This window comes from Citrobacter sp. MGH100, assembly GCF_001034465.1.
GTDB lineage: Bacteria > Pseudomonadota > Gammaproteobacteria > Enterobacterales > Enterobacteriaceae > Citrobacter > Citrobacter youngae.
The window spans coordinates 694134-713284 of record NZ_KQ089801.1 but is presented as its reverse complement, the minus strand read 5'-3'; the positions used below and the strand labels follow the sequence as shown (position 1 = coordinate 713284).

Annotated in this window: 20 protein-coding genes; 16 read left to right on the top strand and 4 right to left on the bottom strand. The window is 53.1% G+C overall.

Going from position 1 to position 19151, the window contains the following annotated elements; translation table 11 throughout:
• Nucleotides 1-60: 60 nt before the first annotated feature.
• Nucleotides 61-1170, bottom strand: a complete 1110-nt coding sequence (locus SK32_RS14990) for an SDR family oxidoreductase (RefSeq protein ID WP_048213070.1) — start codon at nt 1168-1170, stop codon at nt 61-63.
• Nucleotides 1171-1599: 429 nt separating this feature from the next.
• Here SK32_RS14990 and queE point away from each other — a divergent pair, with 429 nt between their 5' ends.
• Nucleotides 1600-2271, top strand: coding sequence for a 7-carboxy-7-deazaguanine synthase QueE (gene queE, locus SK32_RS14985; RefSeq protein WP_048213069.1), 672 nt, complete (start codon nt 1600-1602; stop codon nt 2269-2271).
• A gap of 96 nt (nt 2272-2367) precedes the next feature.
• On the opposite strand, the gene queD is transcribed toward queE, so the two are convergent.
• A complete protein-coding gene (queD, locus tag SK32_RS14980; protein WP_048213068.1) occupies nt 2368-2730 on the bottom strand; it encodes a 6-carboxytetrahydropterin synthase QueD in 363 nt (120 codons plus the stop codon).
• A 305-nt stretch (nt 2731-3035) separates the two neighbouring features.
• On the opposite strand from queD, the gene cysJ reads away from it, so the two are divergent.
• The 3 genes from cysJ to cysH all read left to right on the top strand — a co-directional run bounded on the left by cysJ (nt 3036) and on the right by cysH (nt 7383).
• Nucleotides 3036-4835, top strand: a complete 1800-nt coding sequence (cysJ, locus tag SK32_RS14975) for an NADPH-dependent assimilatory sulfite reductase flavoprotein subunit (protein ID WP_048213067.1) — start codon at nt 3036-3038, stop codon at nt 4833-4835.
• Entirely contained in the window at nt 4835-6547 is a 1713-nt protein-coding gene (gene cysI, locus SK32_RS14970; protein WP_048213066.1) for an assimilatory sulfite reductase (NADPH) hemoprotein subunit, read from the top strand. The genes cysJ and cysI overlap by 1 nt, the downstream gene beginning before the upstream one ends.
• Before the next feature lie 101 nt (nt 6548-6648).
• Nucleotides 6649-7383, top strand: coding sequence for a phosphoadenosine phosphosulfate reductase (gene cysH / locus SK32_RS14965; RefSeq protein WP_048213065.1), 735 nt, complete (start codon nt 6649-6651; stop codon nt 7381-7383).
• 44 nt (nt 7384-7427) lie between these two features.
• Here the strand turns inward: cysH and SK32_RS14960 are convergent, their stop codons facing one another.
• Entirely contained in the window at nt 7428-8471 is a 1044-nt protein-coding gene (locus SK32_RS14960) for an aminopeptidase (protein WP_048213064.1), read from the bottom strand.
• Nucleotides 8472-8725: 254 nt separating this feature from the next.
• On the opposite strand from SK32_RS14960, the gene cysD reads away from it, so the two are divergent.
• From cysD to rpoS, 12 genes are all read left to right on the top strand, one after another.
• On the top strand, nt 8726-9634 hold the full coding sequence (gene cysD, locus SK32_RS14955; protein WP_048213063.1) for a sulfate adenylyltransferase subunit CysD: 909 nt from the start codon (nt 8726-8728) through the stop codon (nt 9632-9634).
• A 9-nt stretch (nt 9635-9643) separates the two neighbouring features.
• Complete coding sequence (cysN, locus tag SK32_RS14950; protein ID WP_048213062.1) at nt 9644-11071, top strand: sulfate adenylyltransferase subunit CysN; 1428 nt, start codon at nt 9644-9646, stop codon at nt 11069-11071.
• The gene (cysC, locus tag SK32_RS14945; protein WP_048213061.1) at nt 11071-11676 is read left to right on the top strand and encodes an adenylyl-sulfate kinase; all 606 of its coding nucleotides are present in this window, start codon (nt 11071-11073) and stop codon (nt 11674-11676) included. The genes cysN and cysC overlap by 1 nt, the downstream gene beginning before the upstream one ends.
• Before the next feature lie 47 nt (nt 11677-11723).
• Nucleotides 11724-12047 (top strand): DUF3561 family protein, encoded by a 324-nt coding sequence (locus SK32_RS14940; protein ID WP_048213060.1) that lies wholly within the window; start codon nt 11724-11726, stop codon nt 12045-12047.
• Between the two features lie 215 nt (nt 12048-12262).
• Nucleotides 12263-12574 carry a cell division protein FtsB gene (gene ftsB / locus SK32_RS14935; RefSeq protein ID WP_048213059.1) on the top strand — a complete coding sequence of 104 codons (312 nt, stop codon included), beginning with the start codon at nt 12263-12265 and terminating at the stop codon, nt 12572-12574.
• Between the two features lie 18 nt (nt 12575-12592).
• Nucleotides 12593-13288, top strand: a complete 696-nt coding sequence (gene ispD, locus SK32_RS14930; protein WP_048213058.1) for a 2-C-methyl-D-erythritol 4-phosphate cytidylyltransferase — start codon at nt 12593-12595, stop codon at nt 13286-13288.
• Between the two features lie 66 nt (nt 13289-13354).
• On the top strand, nt 13355-13834 hold the full coding sequence (gene ispF / locus SK32_RS14925) for a 2-C-methyl-D-erythritol 2,4-cyclodiphosphate synthase (RefSeq protein ID WP_003034167.1): 480 nt from the start codon (nt 13355-13357) through the stop codon (nt 13832-13834).
• Entirely contained in the window at nt 13831-14880 is a 1050-nt protein-coding gene (gene truD, locus SK32_RS14920) for a tRNA pseudouridine(13) synthase TruD (RefSeq protein ID WP_048213057.1), read from the top strand. Before ispF ends, truD begins: the two co-directional genes overlap by 4 nt.
• On the top strand, nt 14861-15622 hold the full coding sequence (surE, locus tag SK32_RS14915) for a 5'/3'-nucleotidase SurE (RefSeq protein ID WP_003825728.1): 762 nt from the start codon (nt 14861-14863) through the stop codon (nt 15620-15622). Before truD ends, surE begins: the two co-directional genes overlap by 20 nt.
• Nucleotides 15616-16242 carry a protein-L-isoaspartate O-methyltransferase gene (locus tag SK32_RS14910; protein ID WP_048213056.1) on the top strand — a complete coding sequence of 209 codons (627 nt, stop codon included), beginning with the start codon at nt 15616-15618 and terminating at the stop codon, nt 16240-16242. The genes surE and SK32_RS14910 overlap by 7 nt, the downstream gene beginning before the upstream one ends.
• A gap of 186 nt (nt 16243-16428) precedes the next feature.
• Nucleotides 16429-17511, top strand: coding sequence for a murein hydrolase activator NlpD (gene nlpD, locus SK32_RS14905; protein WP_306308092.1), 1083 nt, complete (start codon nt 16429-16431; stop codon nt 17509-17511).
• A 61-nt stretch (nt 17512-17572) separates the two neighbouring features.
• The gene (gene rpoS, locus SK32_RS14900; RefSeq protein ID WP_000081498.1) at nt 17573-18565 is read left to right on the top strand and encodes an RNA polymerase sigma factor RpoS; all 993 of its coding nucleotides are present in this window, start codon (nt 17573-17575) and stop codon (nt 18563-18565) included.
• 143 nt (nt 18566-18708) lie between these two features.
• Here the strand turns inward: rpoS and SK32_RS14895 are convergent, their stop codons facing one another.
• Entirely contained in the window at nt 18709-19113 is a 405-nt protein-coding gene (locus SK32_RS14895) for a MarR family winged helix-turn-helix transcriptional regulator (protein WP_048213054.1), read from the bottom strand.
• Between the last annotated feature and the right edge of the window lie 38 nt (nt 19114-19151).

The following is a 19151-nucleotide window of genomic DNA, read 5'->3' as shown; positions in this document are numbered from 1 at the left end:
TTCTCTGATTTAAAAATGCCAGCCTTCGGGCTGGCATTTTTTTGCCTGCACAATAGCAACCTATTTAAAGTCCACTGCCATTTGCTGTGGAATAGTCAGCCCACGTGTCGTCTGTACACAGCGCTCAATGTAATCGGTAAAACGCGGCGGCTTCGGCATCCCCATGCTGAGCAGCTTATCATTGCTGAATCGCACGTTCAGCGTTGCGAACGCGCCGTAAAGACGCATGGCTTTCAGCATTAGTCGTTCGTTGCAGGGGCCAAAAATATTCTTCAGTTCACGGCGCATTTGGACCAGCGTTTCATAGCTGACCTGTGCGTATTTATTGCCGACGGGAGCTTGTTCCAGCGCAGATGCCATCGCGTTATCAATATCTGCAAACCTCACGCTATTTTCTTCTCCTGCTGAGATGTGCACCACTTCACCGCGAGCAAGTGGACTGCTCAGTAACATCAGCAATGCATCGGCGCAATAATCAACCGGGATCACGTCAATACGGTCTTCCATCGAACACATAAATTTTTGTAGCATCAGACCCATGCTGAATACCCAGAAAATACTGCTGGAGGGTTTACAGCCGTGATGAGTATGGCCAACAACGATCGAAGGCCGCGCGATAACCAGTGGTAATGTTGGGCACTCCTGTTGCATCAGACGTTCTATCGTGGATTTAGAGTGCGTATACTCAACCAGATGCTCAGCACGCTCGCGAAACTCTGCACTTTCGGCCACCAGTGAATCGGGGTCTGGGGAGCATGACATTGCTGTACCAACGTGAAGAAAACGCTGCAGGCTGCCGACACAGGCCATTCTCCGGGCGAACTTCAGCGTTCCTTCGACATTGACTTTCCAGATAAGCGGGTTGTTGCCAAAAGAGGCGACGGCGGCGCAATTGATGACATGAGTAACCTGGCCCAGACGCGGGTCGTTAAGAAACGCTTCAGGTTCTACTAAATCACCCAACAGGATATTCCGCGGGCTAAGTGTGGCCAGTTTTTCTTCTGCAATATTGAATTTGCGCAGATTTTCCTTTATCCGTTCCAGCGCTGATACATCATTACTGGCACGTACTAAAAGCAGCAGATTAAATCCATTTGTCTGATTCAGAATGTTTTCTAAAACGGCTCCGCCCAAAAAACCGGTTGCGCCAGTAATTAATAGTGTATTCATGAATGCAGTCTCATTAGGGGTGGTTGACTGGATTCTAGGCGCGGATAATTAAACGGAGATTAAATGGAAAATTAGCGTAAGTTTAGGTTTCTTAAGCCTATTCTAATATAAAAAGATACCGCGGATCGAATTTGACTATGCGTGATACTAATAAATTCATAATTTCATGTATCCGTTTGTACATGCTTGAAATATTTTACTTTTAAAATATTTATACTATTTTTATAAGGTTATTATCAATAATATTTTGTTACATCAAAACGCTGCCTGAACAGCTATGAAATTAGATCACAGCTATTCGATCATTTCAGGCGCAAACACGAGATCATGTTTCATGATTTTTAACTCAGGGGACAGCGCAGCCGGGGGCAAGACCTGAGCGTGCAAATCTGCAATAATACGCGTCCATAACCCTAAACAGAGATGACTATGCAGTACCCGATTAACGAGATGTTCCAGACCCTGCAAGGTGAGGGTTACTTTACCGGCGTCCCCGCCATTTTTATTCGTTTACAGGGATGCCCGGTTGGCTGTGCCTGGTGCGATACCAAACACACCTGGGATAAGCTTGAGGATCGGGAAGTCTCCCTGTACAGCATCCTGGCTAAGACGAAAGAGAGTGATAAATGGGGGGCGGCGAGCAGTGAAGATCTGCTGGCTGTTATTCAGCGTCAGGGCTATACCGCCCGTCATGTGGTGATAACCGGTGGTGAGCCCTGCATTCATGACCTGATGCCGCTGACTGACCTGCTGGAAAAGAACGGCTTTAGCTGCCAGATTGAAACAAGCGGCACCCATGAAGTGCGCTGTACGCCGAATACCTGGGTGACCGTATCGCCGAAGGTAAATATGCGCGGCGGTTATGATGTGCTGTCGCAGGCGCTGGAGCGCGCGAATGAAATCAAACATCCGGTTGGTCGCGTTCGCGATATTGAAGCACTGGATGAACTGTTGGCCACGTTGAGCGACGAAAAACCACGAATCATCGCCTTACAGCCAATCAGTCAGAAAGAAGATGCGACGCGTTTGTGTATTGATACCTGTATTGCGCGTAACTGGCGTTTGTCGATGCAAACCCACAAATATCTGAATATTGCCTGATAAGTTTTGCCGGGGCGCTTCGCTTGTCCGGCCTACGCTTGCTAATAAGGTAGGCCGGGATCAGTCGCGGTGCGTCGCCATCCGGCAAGGTCGGGATCACTCGCCGCGATACACGCAGCCTGCTGTGCAGGTTTCTTTTACCATTACTGCGCTCAGCAGTGGAACCACCGGTTTAACCTGCTCCCAAATCCATTTTGCCAGCACTTCGCTGGTTGGGTTTTCGAGGCCCGGAATATCGTTCAGATAGTAGTGATCGAGTCTGTCGTAGGTCGGCTTAAACGCCGCTTTTAACTCAGAAAAATCCATGATCCAACCGGTATGCGGATCGACTTCACCGGTAATTTCAAGACGCACCATAAATGAGTGACCATGCAGGCGGCCACATTTATGCCCTTCTGGTACATGCGGCAGGCGGTGAGCGGCTTCGAAGGTGAAATCTTTAAACAAGGTGGTGGACATTTTTTACTCTCAAGAATGCGAAAAACCGCCGTAGGGTACCGTAAAGTACAATTTTTATCATTAGTTAAAAGGGCGCTAAGCATCAGAACGTCATATTTACGCTGTTAATGTTTGATAACTATTTATATATCATATAGTTATTAAATCGTTTTTGTCGTTAATGACTATAACTAAAACAGGTTAGTCCATTTGGTTATTTGTTATTTCTATCCCTTCTTTAATTGTTACTATCCCCGCCGTTAACCTTATCTTCAGTTTGGGTTTTATTGCTGAAATCCGCTTTGCTTACTGGAACATGACAACGCATGACGACACAGGCCCCACCTTCCGCTTTGCTACCGCTAAATCCGGAGCAACTGGCACGCCTTCAGGCAGCCACGACTGACTTCACTCCCGCACAGCTCGCGTGGGTTTCTGGCTATTTCTGGGGCGTGCTGAATCAGCAGCCTGGCAGCAATGCGGCGGCCCCTGCGCCTGCTGCTGAAATGCCCGGTATTACGCTTATCTCCGCCTCGCAAACCGGTAATGCGCGTCGTGTGGCGGAAGCCCTGCGCGATGATTTGATCTCCGCGAAGCTCAACGTCACTCTGATCAACGCTGGCGACTATAAATTCAAACAAATCGCCAATGAAAAATTGCTGATCATGGTGGCGTCGACGCAAGGGGAAGGTGAACCGGCGGAAGAAGCCGTGGCGTTGCATAAATTCCTGTTTTCGAAAAAAGCGCCGAAGCTTGAGAACACTGCTTTTGCCATATTTGGTTTGGGCGATACCTCCTATGAGTTCTTCTGCAAGGCGGGGAAAGATTTCGACAGCAGGCTGGCTGAACTGGGTGGCGAGCGCCTGCTGGATCGGGTGGATGCTGATGTCGAATACCAGGCCGCTGCCGCGCAGTGGCGTGAGCGTCTGGTTGAGGTTCTGAAAGCGCGTGCGCCGGCTGCACCGTCTGTGCAAGTTGCTGTGAGTGGTGCGGTAAACGAAGTACACACCAGCCCGTACACCAAAGAAGCGCCGCTGGCGGCGTCACTTGCGGTGAATCAGAAAATCACCGGTCGCGACTCGCTAAAAGATGTGCGCCATATCGAAATCGATCTCGGCGATTCCGGCCTGCGCTACCAGCCGGGCGACGCGCTGGGCGTGTGGTATCAGAACGATCCCGCGTTGGTCAAAGAGCTGGCAGAGCTGCTGTGGCTGAAGGGTGATGAACCGGTCACGGTTAATGGCAAAACGCTGCCGCTGGCGGAAGCCTTACAGTGGCACTTTGAGCTGACGGTCAACACCGCCAATATCGTGGAAAACTACGCCACGCTGACGCGCAGTGAATCGCTGCTGCCGCTGGTGGGCGATAAAACGCAGTTGCAGCATTACGCCGCCACCACGCCAATCGTCGATATGGTGCGTTTCTCCCCGGCACAACTGGACGCTCAGGCGTTAGTTGATCTTCTGCGCCCGCTGACCCCGCGTTTGTACTCCATTGCTTCCTCCCAGGCGGAAGTCGAAAGTGAAGTGCACGTGACTGTTGGCGTCGTGCGTTACGACATTGAAGGCCGCGCCCGCGCCGGTGGTGCCTCCAGCTTCCTCGCCGATCGTGTGGAAGAAGAGGGCGAAGTTCGCGTCTTCATCGAACATAACGATAACTTCCGCCTGCCGGCGAACCCGCAGACGCCGGTGATCATGATTGGCCCGGGTACCGGTATCGCACCGTTCCGTGCCTTTATGCAGCAGCGTGCTGCCGATGGCGCAGAAGGTAAAAACTGGTTGTTCTTCGGCAACCCGCACTTCACCGAGGATTTCCTGTATCAGGTGGAATGGCAGCGCTACGTCAAAGAGGGCGTGTTGAGCCGGATCGATCTCGCCTGGTCGCGTGACCAAAAAGAAAAAATCTACGTACAAGACAAACTGCGCCAACAGGGCGCGGAACTGTGGCGCTGGATCAATGACGGTGCCCACATTTATGTCTGCGGCGACGCTAATCGCATGGCGAAAGACGTTGAGCAGGCATTGCTGGAAGTGATTGCTGAATTCGGTGCAATGGACATCGAAGCGGCGGATGAATTTTTAAGTGAGCTGCGCGTTGAGCGCCGTTATCAGCGAGATGTCTACTAATGAGCGAAAAATACCCAGGGCCTTTAGTGGTCGAAGGCAAACTGACTGACGCCGAGCGCATGAAGCGTGAAAGTAATTTCCTGCGCGGCACCATCGCGGAAGACCTGAACGACGGCCTGACCGGCGGCTTCCATGGCGATAACTTCCTGCTGATCCGTTTCCACGGTATGTATCAGCAGGATGACCGCGATATTCGCGCCGAACGTGCCGAGCAGAAGCTGGAGCCGCGCCACGCGATGCTGCTGCGCTGCCGTCTGCCGGGCGGGGTGATCACCCCAACCCAGTGGAAGGCCATCGACAAATTTGCCGCTGATAACACCATTTACGGCAGTATTCGTCTGACCAACCGTCAGACCTTTCAGTTCCATGGCATTCTGAAGAAGAACGTTAAGCCGGTACACCAGATGCTGCATTCGGTGGGGCTGGACGCACTGGCGACCGCCAACGACATGAACCGTAACGTGCTGTGCACCTCCAACCCGTATGAATCGCAGCTGCACGCCGAAGCCTACGAGTGGGCGAAAAAGATTTCCGAGCATCTGCTGCCGCGCACTCGTGCCTATGCGGAAATTTGGCTGGATCAGGAAAAAGTTGCGACGACGGACGAAGAGCCGATCCTCGGTTCAACCTATCTGCCGCGTAAGTTTAAAACTACCGTGGTGATCCCGCCGCAGAACGATATCGATCTGCACGCCAACGATATGAATTTCGTGGCGATTGCCGAAAACGGCAAGCTGGTAGGCTTTAATCTGTTGGTCGGCGGTGGTTTGTCGATTGAGCATGGCAATAAGAAAACCTACGCCCGTACGGCGAGCGAATTTGGCTATCTGCCGCTTGAACACACGCTGGCGGTGGCGGAAGCGGTGGTGACGACGCAGCGTGACTGGGGCAACCGTACCGACCGTAAAAACGCTAAAACCAAATACACCCTTGAACGCGTTGGTATCGACACGTTCAAAGAGGAAGTGGAGCGTCGTGCGGGGATCAAATTTGAGCCGATCCGCCCATACGAGTTCACCGGTCGTGGCGACAGGATTGGTTGGGTGAAAGGGATCGACAATAACTGGCATCTGACGCTGTTTATTGAAAATGGCCGTATTCTGGATTACCCGGGCCGTCCGCTGAAAACCGGCTTGTTGGAGATCGCGAAGATCCACAAGGGCGATTTCCGTATTACCGCTAACCAGAACCTGATTATTGCCGGTGTACCGGAAAGCCAGAAAGCGAAGGTAGAGAAGCTGGCGCGCGATCATGGGCTGATGAATTCGGTGAAACCGCAGCGTGAAAACTCGATGGCCTGCGTGTCGTTCCCGACCTGTCCGCTGGCGATGGCCGAAGCCGAGCGTTTCCTGCCGTCGTTCACCGACAAAGTGGAAGCGATTCTGGAAAAACACGGCATTCCTGACGAGCATATCGTGATGCGTGTGACGGGATGCCCGAACGGCTGTGGCCGCGCAATGCTGGCCGAGCTGGGGCTGGTGGGCAAAGCGCCGGGGCGCTACAACGTGCACCTGGGCGGTAACCGCATGGGAACACGTATTCCGCGTATGTATCGCGAAAACATTACGGAATCGGAAATTCTCGACGCCGTTGACGAACTGGTTGGGCGCTGGGCGAAAGAGCGTGAAGCGGGTGAAGGCTTCGGCGACTTTACGGTGCGTGCGGGCATCATTCGCCCGGTGCTCGATCCAGCGCGTGATTTCTGGGAATAACATGAATTGCCGGATGGCGGCATAAATGCCTTATCAGGCCTACGCAGACGGTAGGCCTGATAAGCGCAGCGCCATCAGGCAAGGCATACAGCGAGGAACTTATGTCCAAACTCGATCTAAACACGCTGAATGAACTGCCGAAAGTCGAACGCGTATTAGCACTGGCAGAAACCAACGCCGAACTGGAAAAACTGAGTGCCGAGGATCGTGTGGCGTGGGCGCTGGAAAACCTGCCCGGCGAATATGTTCTGTCATCAAGCTTCGGTATTCAGGCGGCGGTCAGCCTGCATCTGGTGAACCAGGTTCGCCCGGATATCCCGGTGATCCTGACCGATACCGGTTATCTGTTCCCGGAAACCTACCAGTTTATTGACGAGTTAACGGACAAACTCAAGCTGAATCTCCAGGTTTATCGCGCGAAAGAGAGCGCCGCCTGGCAGGAGGCACGCTACGGTAAGCTGTGGGAACAGGGCGTCGAAGGCATTGAGAAATACAATGACATCAACAAAGTCGAACCCATGAACCGGGCGCTGAAAGAACTGAATGTACAAACCTGGTTTGCGGGTCTGCGCCGCGAACAGTCCGGTAGCCGTGCACATTTACCGGTATTGGCTATTCAGCGTGGCGTATTTAAAGTGCTGCCGATTATCGACTGGGACAACCGTACGGTATACCAGTATCTGCAAAAACACGGTCTGAAGTATCATCCACTGTGGGATCAAGGCTATCTGTCAGTCGGCGATACCCATACCACCCGCAAATGGGAGCCGGGGATGGCGGAAGAAGAGACGCGGTTCTTTGGGCTGAAAAGAGAGTGCGGGCTGCACGAAGGGTAACGGCTAAAAGCCCGGTAACGTTTACATATTACCGGGCTTCTTCTTCAGGATTTACCTGCTTTCGCCAGTTCTTTTACCAGCGGCAGCATGATGCGTACGACGTCGCGGCTGCGATGTTCAATCCGGCCTGGAAGCGCTTTATCAATATGCTGCTGGTTGTCCAGACGCACGTCGTGCCAGCTGTTACCTGCGGGGAAAGAGGCGGTTTTAGCGCGTTGCTGATAGCCGTCTTTTTTACCCAGGTTCCAGTTGGTTGCTTCTACCGAGAGCACGGCGATTCCCGCTTTGTCGAAGACCTCGGCATCGTTACAACATCCGGTTCCTTTCGGATAGTCTTTGTTCAGGCCCGGGTTGGTACTGGCGACGATACCGCGGCTGTGTGCAATTGCCAGCGCCCGGTCGCGCGTCAGTTTTCGTACGGCTTCCGGGGTTCTTTTCCCACTATTGAAGTAGAGCTTATCCCCGACGATCAGGTTATCGAGGTTGATAACCAGCAGCGTATTTTTCTTCTCAGCCGCACTCATGCGCTTGAGGATATTTTCTGCGCCGAGTTTGCCTTCTTCCTCGCCGCTGGTGGCGATAAACCGAATGCCGTACTGTGTCGGCACATTTTTAAGTTTTTCAGCCAATTCCAGCATGACACCCAAACCTGCGGCGTTATCGTCGATGCCCTGTAAGGTTAATCCGCCCAGATTAGCATCGGAATCGGCATCGCTCAGCGCGGCGTAAGTGTCGAGGTGCGCCATGATAATAATCTGCTGCGGCGCTTTGCCTTCATGCGCTGCAATGATGGTGCTGCCCGTAACGTTATGCCAGTTCTTACGGTTGTCTTTGGCGGTATAAACATAACGGCTATTAAACGTTCGAATATCACTGCGATAGCCCATCTGCTGAAATTGCTGACGTAAATAATCAGCAGATAGCATTTCTGCCGGAGAGCCCGTCACGCGGCCAGGGAAGAATGTTGCGATATATCGGGCCTGAGTATTTGCGATATCTCCAGGTCTGGAGGATGTTGCCTGTGCAGGAAGGATAAAACACGCGCCGAGCGCCATGGCAGCAATAAGGTGGCGCGTTGCGGAAAACATAATGAGTCCTTAAATACCAAGCAGAAATTTTCAGCCGCTAGTATGAAACTGTGATCGAGGTAAAACAATTTCATTTGCTCCTAAATGCCCGAAATCCGGCGGCTTAAGCACTTTTTGAACTTTGCTTTTCCAAATCGTTATTCCTTTGAGGAACTACTCATTCCAATTCGTAATTTCATTCGCTCTCTTGCCCTCCCTATAGTCAGGTTATCTGAACTTCGTTAGCAAAATAACGGCAATACATAGGAACGGTTATGGATCAAAAACGACTTACCCACCTGCGGCAACTGGAAGCGGAGAGCATCCATATCATTCGTGAGGTGGCCGCCGAGTTTTCGAATCCGGTGATGATGTATTCCATCGGCAAGGATTCCAGCGTAATGCTGCATCTGGCGCGCAAAGCGTTTTATCCTGGTTCACTGCCGTTTCCTCTGCTACACGTTGATACCGGCTGGAAATTCAGCGAGATGTACGAATTTCGCGACCGTACGGCAAAAGCCTACGGCTGCGAACTTCTGGTGCATAAAAACCCGGAAGGGGTGGCGATGGGCATCAACCCGTTTGTCCATGGTAGCGCCAAGCATACCGACATTATGAAAACCGAGGGGTTGAAGCAGGCGCTGAACAAATACGGTTTTGACGCAGCATTCGGTGGCGCACGCCGTGATGAAGAGAAATCGCGCGCGAAAGAGCGCATCTATTCCTTCCGCGATCGTTTTCATCGCTGGGACCCGAAAAACCAGCGTCCGGAGCTGTGGCATAACTACAACGGCCAGATTAACAAAGGCGAAAGCATTCGCGTATTCCCGCTCTCTAACTGGACGGAACAGGATATCTGGCAGTACATCTGGCTGGAGAACATCGACATTGTTCCGCTGTACCTTGCTGCAGAGCGTCCGGTGCTTGAGCGCGATGGCATGTTGATGATGATTGATGACGACAGAATCGATCTGCAACCCGGTGAAGTGATTAAAAAACGCATGGTGCGTTTCCGCACGCTCGGCTGCTGGCCGCTCACTGGCGCGGTGGAGTCGGCCGCGCAGACGCTGCCGGAAATTATCGAAGAGATGCTGGTCTCAACCACCAGTGAACGTCAGGGGCGCGTGATTGACCGCGACCAGGCGGGCTCCATGGAGCTGAAGAAACGTCAGGGGTATTTCTAAGGAGCCGCCATGAATACGACACTTGCACAACAAATTGCTAATGAAGGCGGCGTTGAAGCCTGGATGGTTGCCCAGCAACACAAAAGTCTGCTGCGCTTTTTAACCTGCGGTAGCGTGGATGACGGGAAAAGTACCCTGATTGGTCGCCTGCTGCACGACACGCGTCAGATTTATGAAGATCAGCTTTCATCGCTGCACAACGACAGCAAACGTCACGGCACCCAGGGCGAAAAGCTCGATCTGGCGCTGTTGGTTGATGGCTTGCAGGCCGAGCGCGAGCAGGGCATCACCATCGACGTGGCTTACCGTTATTTCTCTACCGAGAAGCGTAAATTTATCATTGCGGATACCCCCGGCCATGAGCAGTACACCCGCAATATGGCAACCGGTGCGTCGACCTGCGATCTGGCGATCCTGCTGATCGATGCACGTAAAGGCGTGCTGGATCAGACGCGTCGTCACAGCTTTATCTCCACGCTGTTGGGAATAAAACATCTGATCGTTGCGATCAACAAAATGGATCTGGTGGATTTTAGCGAAGAGACATTTAACCGGATTCGTGAAGATTATCTGACCTTTGCAGAGCAGTTGCCGGGCAACCTGGATATCCGTTTTGTACCGCTTTCAGCACTGGAAGGTGACAACGTGGCGTCGCAAAGTTTCAGCATGCCGTGGTACAGCGGCCCGACGCTGCTGGAAGTGCTTGAAACTGTTGAAATCCAGCGCGTTGTCGATACTCAGCCGATGCGATTCCCGGTGCAGTATGTGAACCGCCCAAATCTTGATTTTCGTGGTTATGCCGGAACGTTGGCCTCCGGTAGTGTGAAGGTGGGACAGCGCGTCAAAGTGCTACCGTCCGGCGTTGAGTCCAGCGTAGCGCGGATCGTGACCTTCGATGGCGACTTGCAGGAAGCGCACGCGGGTGAAGCCATTACCCTGGTGCTGAAAGATGAGATCGATATCAGCCGTGGCGACCTGTTACTTGATGCCGGTGAAGCGTTGCCGGCGGTACAAAGCGCTGCCGTTGATGTGGTGTGGATGGCGGAACAACCGTTGTCGCCAGGGCAGAGCTATGACATCAAAGTGGCGGGCAAGAAGACGCGTGCGCGTGTTGATAGCGTGGAGTATCAGGTCGATATTAACAACCTTACCCAACGTGACGTTGAAGCGCTGCCGCTAAACGGCATCGGCCTGGTTAATCTGACCTTTGATGAACCGCTGGTGCTGGATACCTATCAGCATAATCCGGTCACGGGCGGCCTGATTATCATTGACCGTCTGACTAACGTTACCGTCGGGGCTGGACTGGTACGCGAGCCGATCGTCCAGGAGCAGGCCACGACATCCCAGTTCAGCGCGTTTGAGCTGGAGCTTAATGCGCTGGTGCGCCGCCATTTCCCACACTGGGGTGCGCGCGATCTGCTGGGAGGAAAATAATGGCGCTGCATGACGAAAACGTCGTCTGGCATGCCCATCCTGTTACGCCGCAACAGCGGGAGCAACACCACGGGCATCGTGGTGTTGTGCTGTGGTTCACCGGACTCTCTGGTTCGGGTAAATCCACGGTAGCGGGAGCGCTGGAAGAAGCGTTGCACAAGCTGGGGGTTAGCACTTATCTGCTGGATGGCGATAACGTGCGCCACGGTCTGTGTAGCGATCTTGGATTTAGCGATGCCGATCGTAAGGAGAATATTCGTCGGGTTGGTGAGGTGGCTAACCTGATGGTGGATGCGGGCCTTGTGGTGTTGACCGCCTTTATTTCACCGCATCGCGCCGAGCGCAAAATGGTTCGTGAGCGGGTTGGCGAAGGGCGTTTTATAGAGGTGTTTGTCGATACGCCGCTGGCGACCTGTGAATCACGTGATCCAAAAGGGCTGTATAAAAAAGCGCGGGCGGGTGAGTTGCGCAATTTTACTGGCATTGACTCGGTATACGAAGCGCCTGAATCGCCAGAAATTCATCTTGATGGTGAACAATTGGTAACAAATTTGGTACCCCAATTATTAGACCTGCTGAGGCAGGAAGATATTATCAGATCCTGAGACACCCGAGCTCACATGCCCGGTCAGTCACGGTCACAGGATTAGATATGCGTAACAGCCATAACATTACTATTACAGAGTCAGATACCTTCGCTGCCGACGACGAAACCACCTGGTCACTACCGGGGGCCGTGGTCGGTTTTATTGCGTGGTTGTTGGCGCTGGGATTCCCGTGTCTGATGTATGGCCCTAATACACTGTTTTTTTTCATTTATACCTGGCCCTTTTTCCTCGCGTTGCTGCCCGTCGCCATTGTGGCGGGTATTGCCCTGCATTCGCTTATGCAGGGACGGCTGCTGCTAAGCGTTACGTTTACCCTGCTGGTGGTCGGGTCGATGTTTGGCGCATTGTTCCTGTGGCTGCTGGGCTAGGTTCACTTCCCTTTTTTCATGGTGAGTGGTGCCGCATACCGGCAGCTCTAATTCAAACCGTAACCAACAATGAGATTATGTTCTCCTTACACGGGGTATACGTAACAACGGGCAAATGTGGTACATTTGCCCGCGTTGTCGCGGCATTCCCGACCGTTGATGTAAAGTTGTCTGCGGAAGTTATGGGATGTAAATGCCGTTTTTCAGGGGGCAGGATGGGTAAACTAACGCTGCTGTTGCTGGCTTTATTAGTCTGGCTGCAGTATTCGCTGTGGTTCGGTAAGAACGGCATACATGACTATAGTCGCGTCAACGATGATGTTGCTGCGCAGCAAGCTACAAACGCGAAACTTAAAGCGCGTAACGATCAGCTCTTTGCTGAAATTGACGATCTCAATGGCGGACAAGAGGCTATTGAGGAGCGTGCGCGCAACGAACTCAGTATGACTAAGCCGGGCGAAACCTTTTATCGTCTGGTGCCTGACGCGTCTAAACGCGCTCAGACTACAGGGCAAAACAATCGATAAACCGTCCAGGGATTTAACATGGCAGCCACTTTATTGGACGTTTGCGCCGTGGTGCCGGCTGCCGGGTTTGGCCGCCGAATGCAAACAGAGTGTCCTAAGCAGTATCTCTCTATTGGCAATAAAACCATTCTTGAACACTCGGTGGATGCGCTGCTGGCTCATCCCCGGGTGACGCGAGTAGTCATCGCTATCAGCCCAGGCGACAGTCGCTTTGCCCAACTTCCACTTGCTGCGCACCCGCAAATTACCGTAGTGGATGGCGGCAACGAGCGTGCTGATTCTGTCCTTGCCGGTTTGCAAGCAGCAGGGGAGGCTCAGTGGGTACTGGTGCATGATGCCGCACGGCCATGTCTGCATCAGGATGATTTAGCCCGCTTACTGGCAATAAGTGAAGCCAGCCGTATCGGCGGTATCCTGGCGGCTCCCGTACGCGACACAATGAAACGTGCCGAGCCTGGTAAGACCGAGATTGCTCATACGGTCGAACGCACCGATTTATGGCACGCGTTGACGCCGCAGTTTTTCCCACGCGAGCTGTTGCACGACTGCCTGACGCGAGCGCTCAACGAAGGCGCAACCATTACCGATGAGGCTTCGGCTCTGGAATATTGCGGCTTTCATCCGCTGCTGGTCGAAGGACGCGCTGACAACATTAAAGTCACCCGCCCGGAAGATCTGGCGCTGGCGGAATTTTATCTGACCCGAACTATCTAGACACCTCATCCTTCACGCTGCAACGAGGCAGCCTGCAGGATGTTGTGTATACCAGGAGAAGACATAATGCGAATTGGACACGGTTTCGACGTACACGCTTTTGGCGGCGTTGGCCCAATTATCATTGGTGGTGTGCGCATTCCGTATGAAAAAGGTTTGCTGGCGCATTCTGATGGTGATGTAGCGTTACACGCGCTAACCGATGCTCTGCTGGGTGCGGCTGCGCTGGGGGATATCGGTAAACTCTTCCCTGATACCGACCCGGCCTTTAAAGGTGCAGATAGTCGTGAATTATTGCGTGAAGCCTGGCGGCGTATTCAGGCCAAAGGCTATACGCTTGGTAATGTGGATGTGACAATTATTGCCCAGGCGCCGAAGATGCTGCCGCACATTCCACAAATGCGTGTGTTTATTGCCGAAGACCTCGGCTGCCATATGGATGATGTTAACGTGAAAGCGACCACCACGGAAAAACTCGGTTTTACCGGGCGTGGGGAAGGGATTGCCTGTGAAGCGGTGGCGTTACTCATTAAGGCAACGAAATGACTGCGTTTGAAGATCTGACCTATCTCCATGGCAAACCACAAGGCCATGGCGTTCTGAAAGCGAATCCGGAAGACTTTGTCGTCGTCGAAGATTTAGGCTTCGAACCCGATGGCGAAGGCGAGCACATTTTGGTGCGTATCCTGAAAAACGGTTGTAACACCCGTTTTGTGGCTGACGCGCTGGCGAAATTCCTGAAAATTCATGCCCGCGAAGTGAGCTTTGCTGGCCAGAAAGACAAGCATGCGGTCACGGAACAGTGGCTGTGTGCGCGTGTGCCGGGCAATGCGATGCCTGATTTAAGCAAATTTGAGCTTGAAGGCTGTAAAGTGCTGGAGTACGCGCGCCACAAGCGTAAGCTGCGTTTAGGGGCGCTGAAAGGCAATGAATTTACGCTGGTGTTGCGTGAAGTGAGCGAGCGTGATGATGTTGAAGCGCGTTTACAGGCGATTAGCGAGCGCGGCGTACCGAACTATTTCGGCGCTCAGCGTTTTGGTATCGGCGGCAGCAACCTGCAAGGGGCGTTGCGCTGGGCGCAAAGCGATGCGCCGGTGCGCGATCGCAATAAACGCAGTTTTTGGTTGTCGGCGGCCCGTAGCGCGTTGTTTAATCAGATAGTCAGTGAACGCCTGAAAAAAACAGACTTTAATCAAGTTGTTGACGGCGATGCGCTACAATTGTCGGGACGCGGAAGCTGGTTTGTCGCCACACAGGAAGAACAAACTGAATTACAGCGTCGCGTCGATGAGAAAGAATTGATGATAACAGCGGCATTGCCGGGCAGCGGTGAGTGGGGAACTCAGCGCGATGCGCTGGCGTTTGAAGAAGCCGCTATTGCTGATGAAACCGCGCTACAGTCTCTGTTATTGCGCGAGAAAGTCGACGCGTCGCGACGCGCTATGTTGCTGTATCCACAACAATTAAGCTGGAACTGGTGGGATGACGTAACCGTTGAGTTGCGCTTCTGGCTACCGGCAGGTAGCTTCGCCACCAGTGTTGTAAGGGAACTTATTAACACAATGGGTGATTATGCGTATATTGCTGAGTAACGATGATGGGGTCCACGCACCCGGTATACAAACGCTGGCGAAAGCGCTGCGTGAGTTTGCTGACGTACAGGTGGTTGCCCCGGATCGTAACCGCAGTGGCGCGTCCAACTCGCTGACGCTGGAATCCTCACTTCGCACGTTCACCTATGATAACGGTGATATCGCCGTACAAATGGGGACACCCACCGACTGCGTCTATCTGGGCGTGAACGCATTAATGCGTCCGCGTCCGGACATTGTCGTGTCTGGTATTAACGCAGGTCCTAATCTCGGCGATGATGTTATCTATTCCGGTACCGTGGCGGCGGCGATGGAAGGTCGTCATCTGGGGTTCCCTGCGCTGGCGGTCTCACTCGATGGGCATAAACACTACGATACTGCTGCCGCAGTAACCTGCCGAATTTTACGCGCGTTAAGCCGCGAACCGCTGCGCACCGGTCGCATTCTGAATATCAACGTGCCGGATTTACCCCTGGATCAGATCAAAGGTATTCGCGTTACCCGCTGCGGCAGCCGCCATCCGGCGGATCAGGTGATTCCACAGCAGGACCCCCGAGGCAATACGCTGTACTGGATAGGACCACCGGGCGAAAAATGCGATGCCGGTCCGGATACGGATTTTGCTGCCGTTGATGAAGGTTATGTTTCCATCACGCCGCTGCATGTCGATTTAACCGCATATGGCGCGCATGAGGTGGTTTCTGACTGGTTAGACAGCGTGGGAGCCGACACGCAATGGTAAGCAGACGCGTACACACTCTTCTTGAACAATTACGTGCGCAGGGCATCAGAGATGAGCATGTCCTGGATGCGCTCGCCGCCGTGCCGCGTGAAAAGTTCGTTGATGAGGCGTTTGAACATAAGGCCTGGGATAATATCGCCCTGCCGATTGGCCAGGGGCAGACCATCTCACAGCCCTATATGGTGGCTCGCATGACCGAGCTGCTGGAGCTAACACCGCAGTCTCGGGTGCTGGAAATTGGTACCGGCTCTGGCTACCAGACGGCGATCCTGGCGCATCTGGTGCAGCACGTGTGCTCTGTTGAGCGCATTAAAGGTTTGCAATGGCAGGCGCGTCGTCGCCTGAAACAGCTTGATTTACATAATGTTTCGACCCGTCATGGTGATGGATGGCAAGGCTGGCAGGCGCGAGCTCCGTTTGACGCTATCATTGTGACGGCAGCACCGCCGGAGATCCCAACGGCATTGATGATGCAGTTGGATGAAGGCGGCATTCTCGTCTTGCCCGTGGGCGATGAGCACCAGTTTTTGAAACGGGTGCGTCGTCGGGGAGGCGAATTTATTATCGACACCGTGGAGGCCGTACGCTTTGTTCCCTTAGTCAAAGGGGAGCTGGCGTAGCTAACGCTGCTGAATACCTGGAGTTTTCCTGGATATTCTGGAATTAGTAAGCGTATCGTGGTCACATTTTCCAGTGTCCAGTCCGATGCCTTGCACGGTGATTACGTCACTGGGTATTAACCAAATTTTCCTGGGGGATAAATGAGCGCGGGAAGCCACAAATTTACCGTTCGCCGCATGGCGGCATTGTCACTGGTTTCGTTATGGCTGGCAGGTTGTTCAAACACTTCGAATCCACCAGCACCGGTCAGCTCTGTTGGCGGCAATGCATCATCGAACACCAGCTCCGGCATGCTGATCACGCCTCCACCAAAAATGGGATCAACGGCGACAGTACAACAAACGCCACAGATTCAACCGGTGCAACGCCCGGCGACTCAGCCAACACAGGTTCAGCCGGTTGCAGAACAGCCTGTCCAGATGGAAAACGGGCGGATTGTGTACAATCGTCAGTATGGGAATATTCCGAAAGGTAGCTATACGGGTGGCAGTACCTATACTGTTAAGAAAGGCGACACGCTTTTCTATATTGCCTGGATTACCGGGAACGATTTCCGTGACCTCGCACAACGCAATAACGTTCCGGCCCCGTATGGCCTGAATGTCGGACAAACTCTGCAAGTGGGCAACGCGTCGGGCGCACCGATTACCGGTGGTAATGCCATCACCCAGGCGGATGCAGCACAGCAAGGAGTTGTGACCAACCCTGCACAAAATTCCACCGTTGCTGTTGCTTCGAAACCAACAATTACGTATTCTGAGGATTCAGGTGAACAAAGTGCTAACAAAATGTTGCCGAACAACAAGCCTGCTGGGACCGTCGTCACAGCGCCTGTAACGGCTCCGGCAGTTAGTGCAACCGAATCGACTGCAAGCTCAACTTCTACCAGTTCGCCGATTTCTACCTGGCGCTGGCCGACTGACGGCAAAGTGATCGAAAACTTCGCAGCTACCGAAGGTGGCAATAAAGGGATCGACATTGCAGGCAGCAAAGGACAGGCTATTGTCGCGACCGCAGATGGACGCGTCGTATATGCCGGTAATGCGCTGCGTGGTTACGGTAATCTTATTATCATCAAACACAACGATGATTACCTGAGTGCCTACGCCCATAACGATACAATGCTGGTTCGGGAACAACAAGAAATCAAGGCGGGGCAGAAGATAGCTACCATGGGTAGCACCGGAACCAGTTCTACACGCTTGCATTTTGAAATTCGTTACAAGGGGAAATCCGTAAACCCGCTGCGCTATTTACCGCAGCGATAATTCGGCGGAACCAGGCTTTCACGTGCTAGTTCCGTTAGGGATCACGGGTAGGAGCCACCTTATGAGTCAGAATACGCTGAAAGTTCATGATTTAAATGAAGATGCGGAATTTGATGAGAACGGAGTAGAGGCTTTTGATGAGAAAGCCTTGAGTGAAGAGGAACCCAGTGATAACGACCTGGCTGAAGAAGAGCTGTTATCGCAGGGGGCCACACAGCGTGTGTTGGACGCGACTCAGCTTTACCTTGGTGAGATTGGTTATTCGCCACTGTTAACAGCCGAAGAAGAAGTTTATTTTGCGCGTCGCGCACTGCGTGGAGATGTCGCTTCTCGCCGCCGCATGATTGAAAGTAACCTGCGTCTGGTGGTGAAAATTGCTCGTCGTTATGGCAATCGTGGTCTGGCATTGCTGGACCTGATTGAAGAGGGCAATCTGGGGCTTATCCGTGCCGTCGAGAAGTTTGACCCTGAGCGCGGGTTCCGCTTCTCAACATACGCAACCTGGTGGATCCGCCAGACGATCGAACGGGCGATTATGAATCAAACCCGTACGATCCGACTGCCGATTCACATTGTAAAAGAGCTGAACGTCTATCTGCGTACCGCGCGTGAGTTGTCGCATAAACTGGACCACGAACCGAGCGCAGAAGAGATTGCGGAACAACTGGATAAACCGGTTGATGACGTCAGCCGTATGCTCCGACTCAACGAGCGCATTACTTCGGTAGACACCCCGCTGGGTGGCGATTCCGAAAAAGCGTTGCTGGATATTCTGGCCGACGAAAAGGAAAACGGTCCGGAAGACACCACGCAAGACGATGATATGAAACAGAGCATCGTCAAATGGCTGTTCGAACTGAACGCCAAACAGCGTGAGGTGCTGGCACGTCGTTTTGGTCTGCTGGGGTACGAAGCTGCGACACTGGAAGATGTGGGCCGTGAAATTGGCCTGACCCGTGAACGTGTTCGTCAGATTCAGGTTGAAGGCCTGCGTCGTCTGCGTGAAATCCTGCAGACACAGGGGCTGAATATCGAAGCGCTGTTCCGCGAGTAAGCACAAGTTCTATCAAGAAAGGCCAGTCTCGGTGAGGCTGGCCTTTTTCTTTGTTTGTTGCCTGATGGCACTGCGTTTATCAGGCTCTACGGAGAGCAGGGCTTTGTGGGCCGGATAAGACGTTTACGTCGCCATCCGGCAAATCAGTTCATCATCTTACGCACCAACTGCGTAAACTGTTCGCGCTCTTCCCCGCTAAGTCGGCCCAGAAACTCATCATCCACGCTATCTCCCAACGGGGTTGCGCTGGCCAGTAACGCTTCTCCTTGCGCGGTCAAATAAACAAACCGTCGACGCTTATCCGCCGGGTCGTGCTCACGCCTGACCAGATTGCGTTTTTCCATCCGGCTCAGCATTTCCGCAAGCGTCGCCTTGGTACAGACTGCAGCCTCGGTCAGGGTAACCTGCTCAATGCCGGGCTGTTCAGCGATGGCCCGCATCACTGCGTACTGAGGTTTGGTCAGTTCCGGTAATGCATGCTGCCAGCGAGCCGTATGCTTTTGAAAAAGCTGACGTAGTAAGTGAAACGCGGTATTTCGTAACTCCATGGGAACTCCGGGCAAACGATCGGTCTCTATCATAGCGG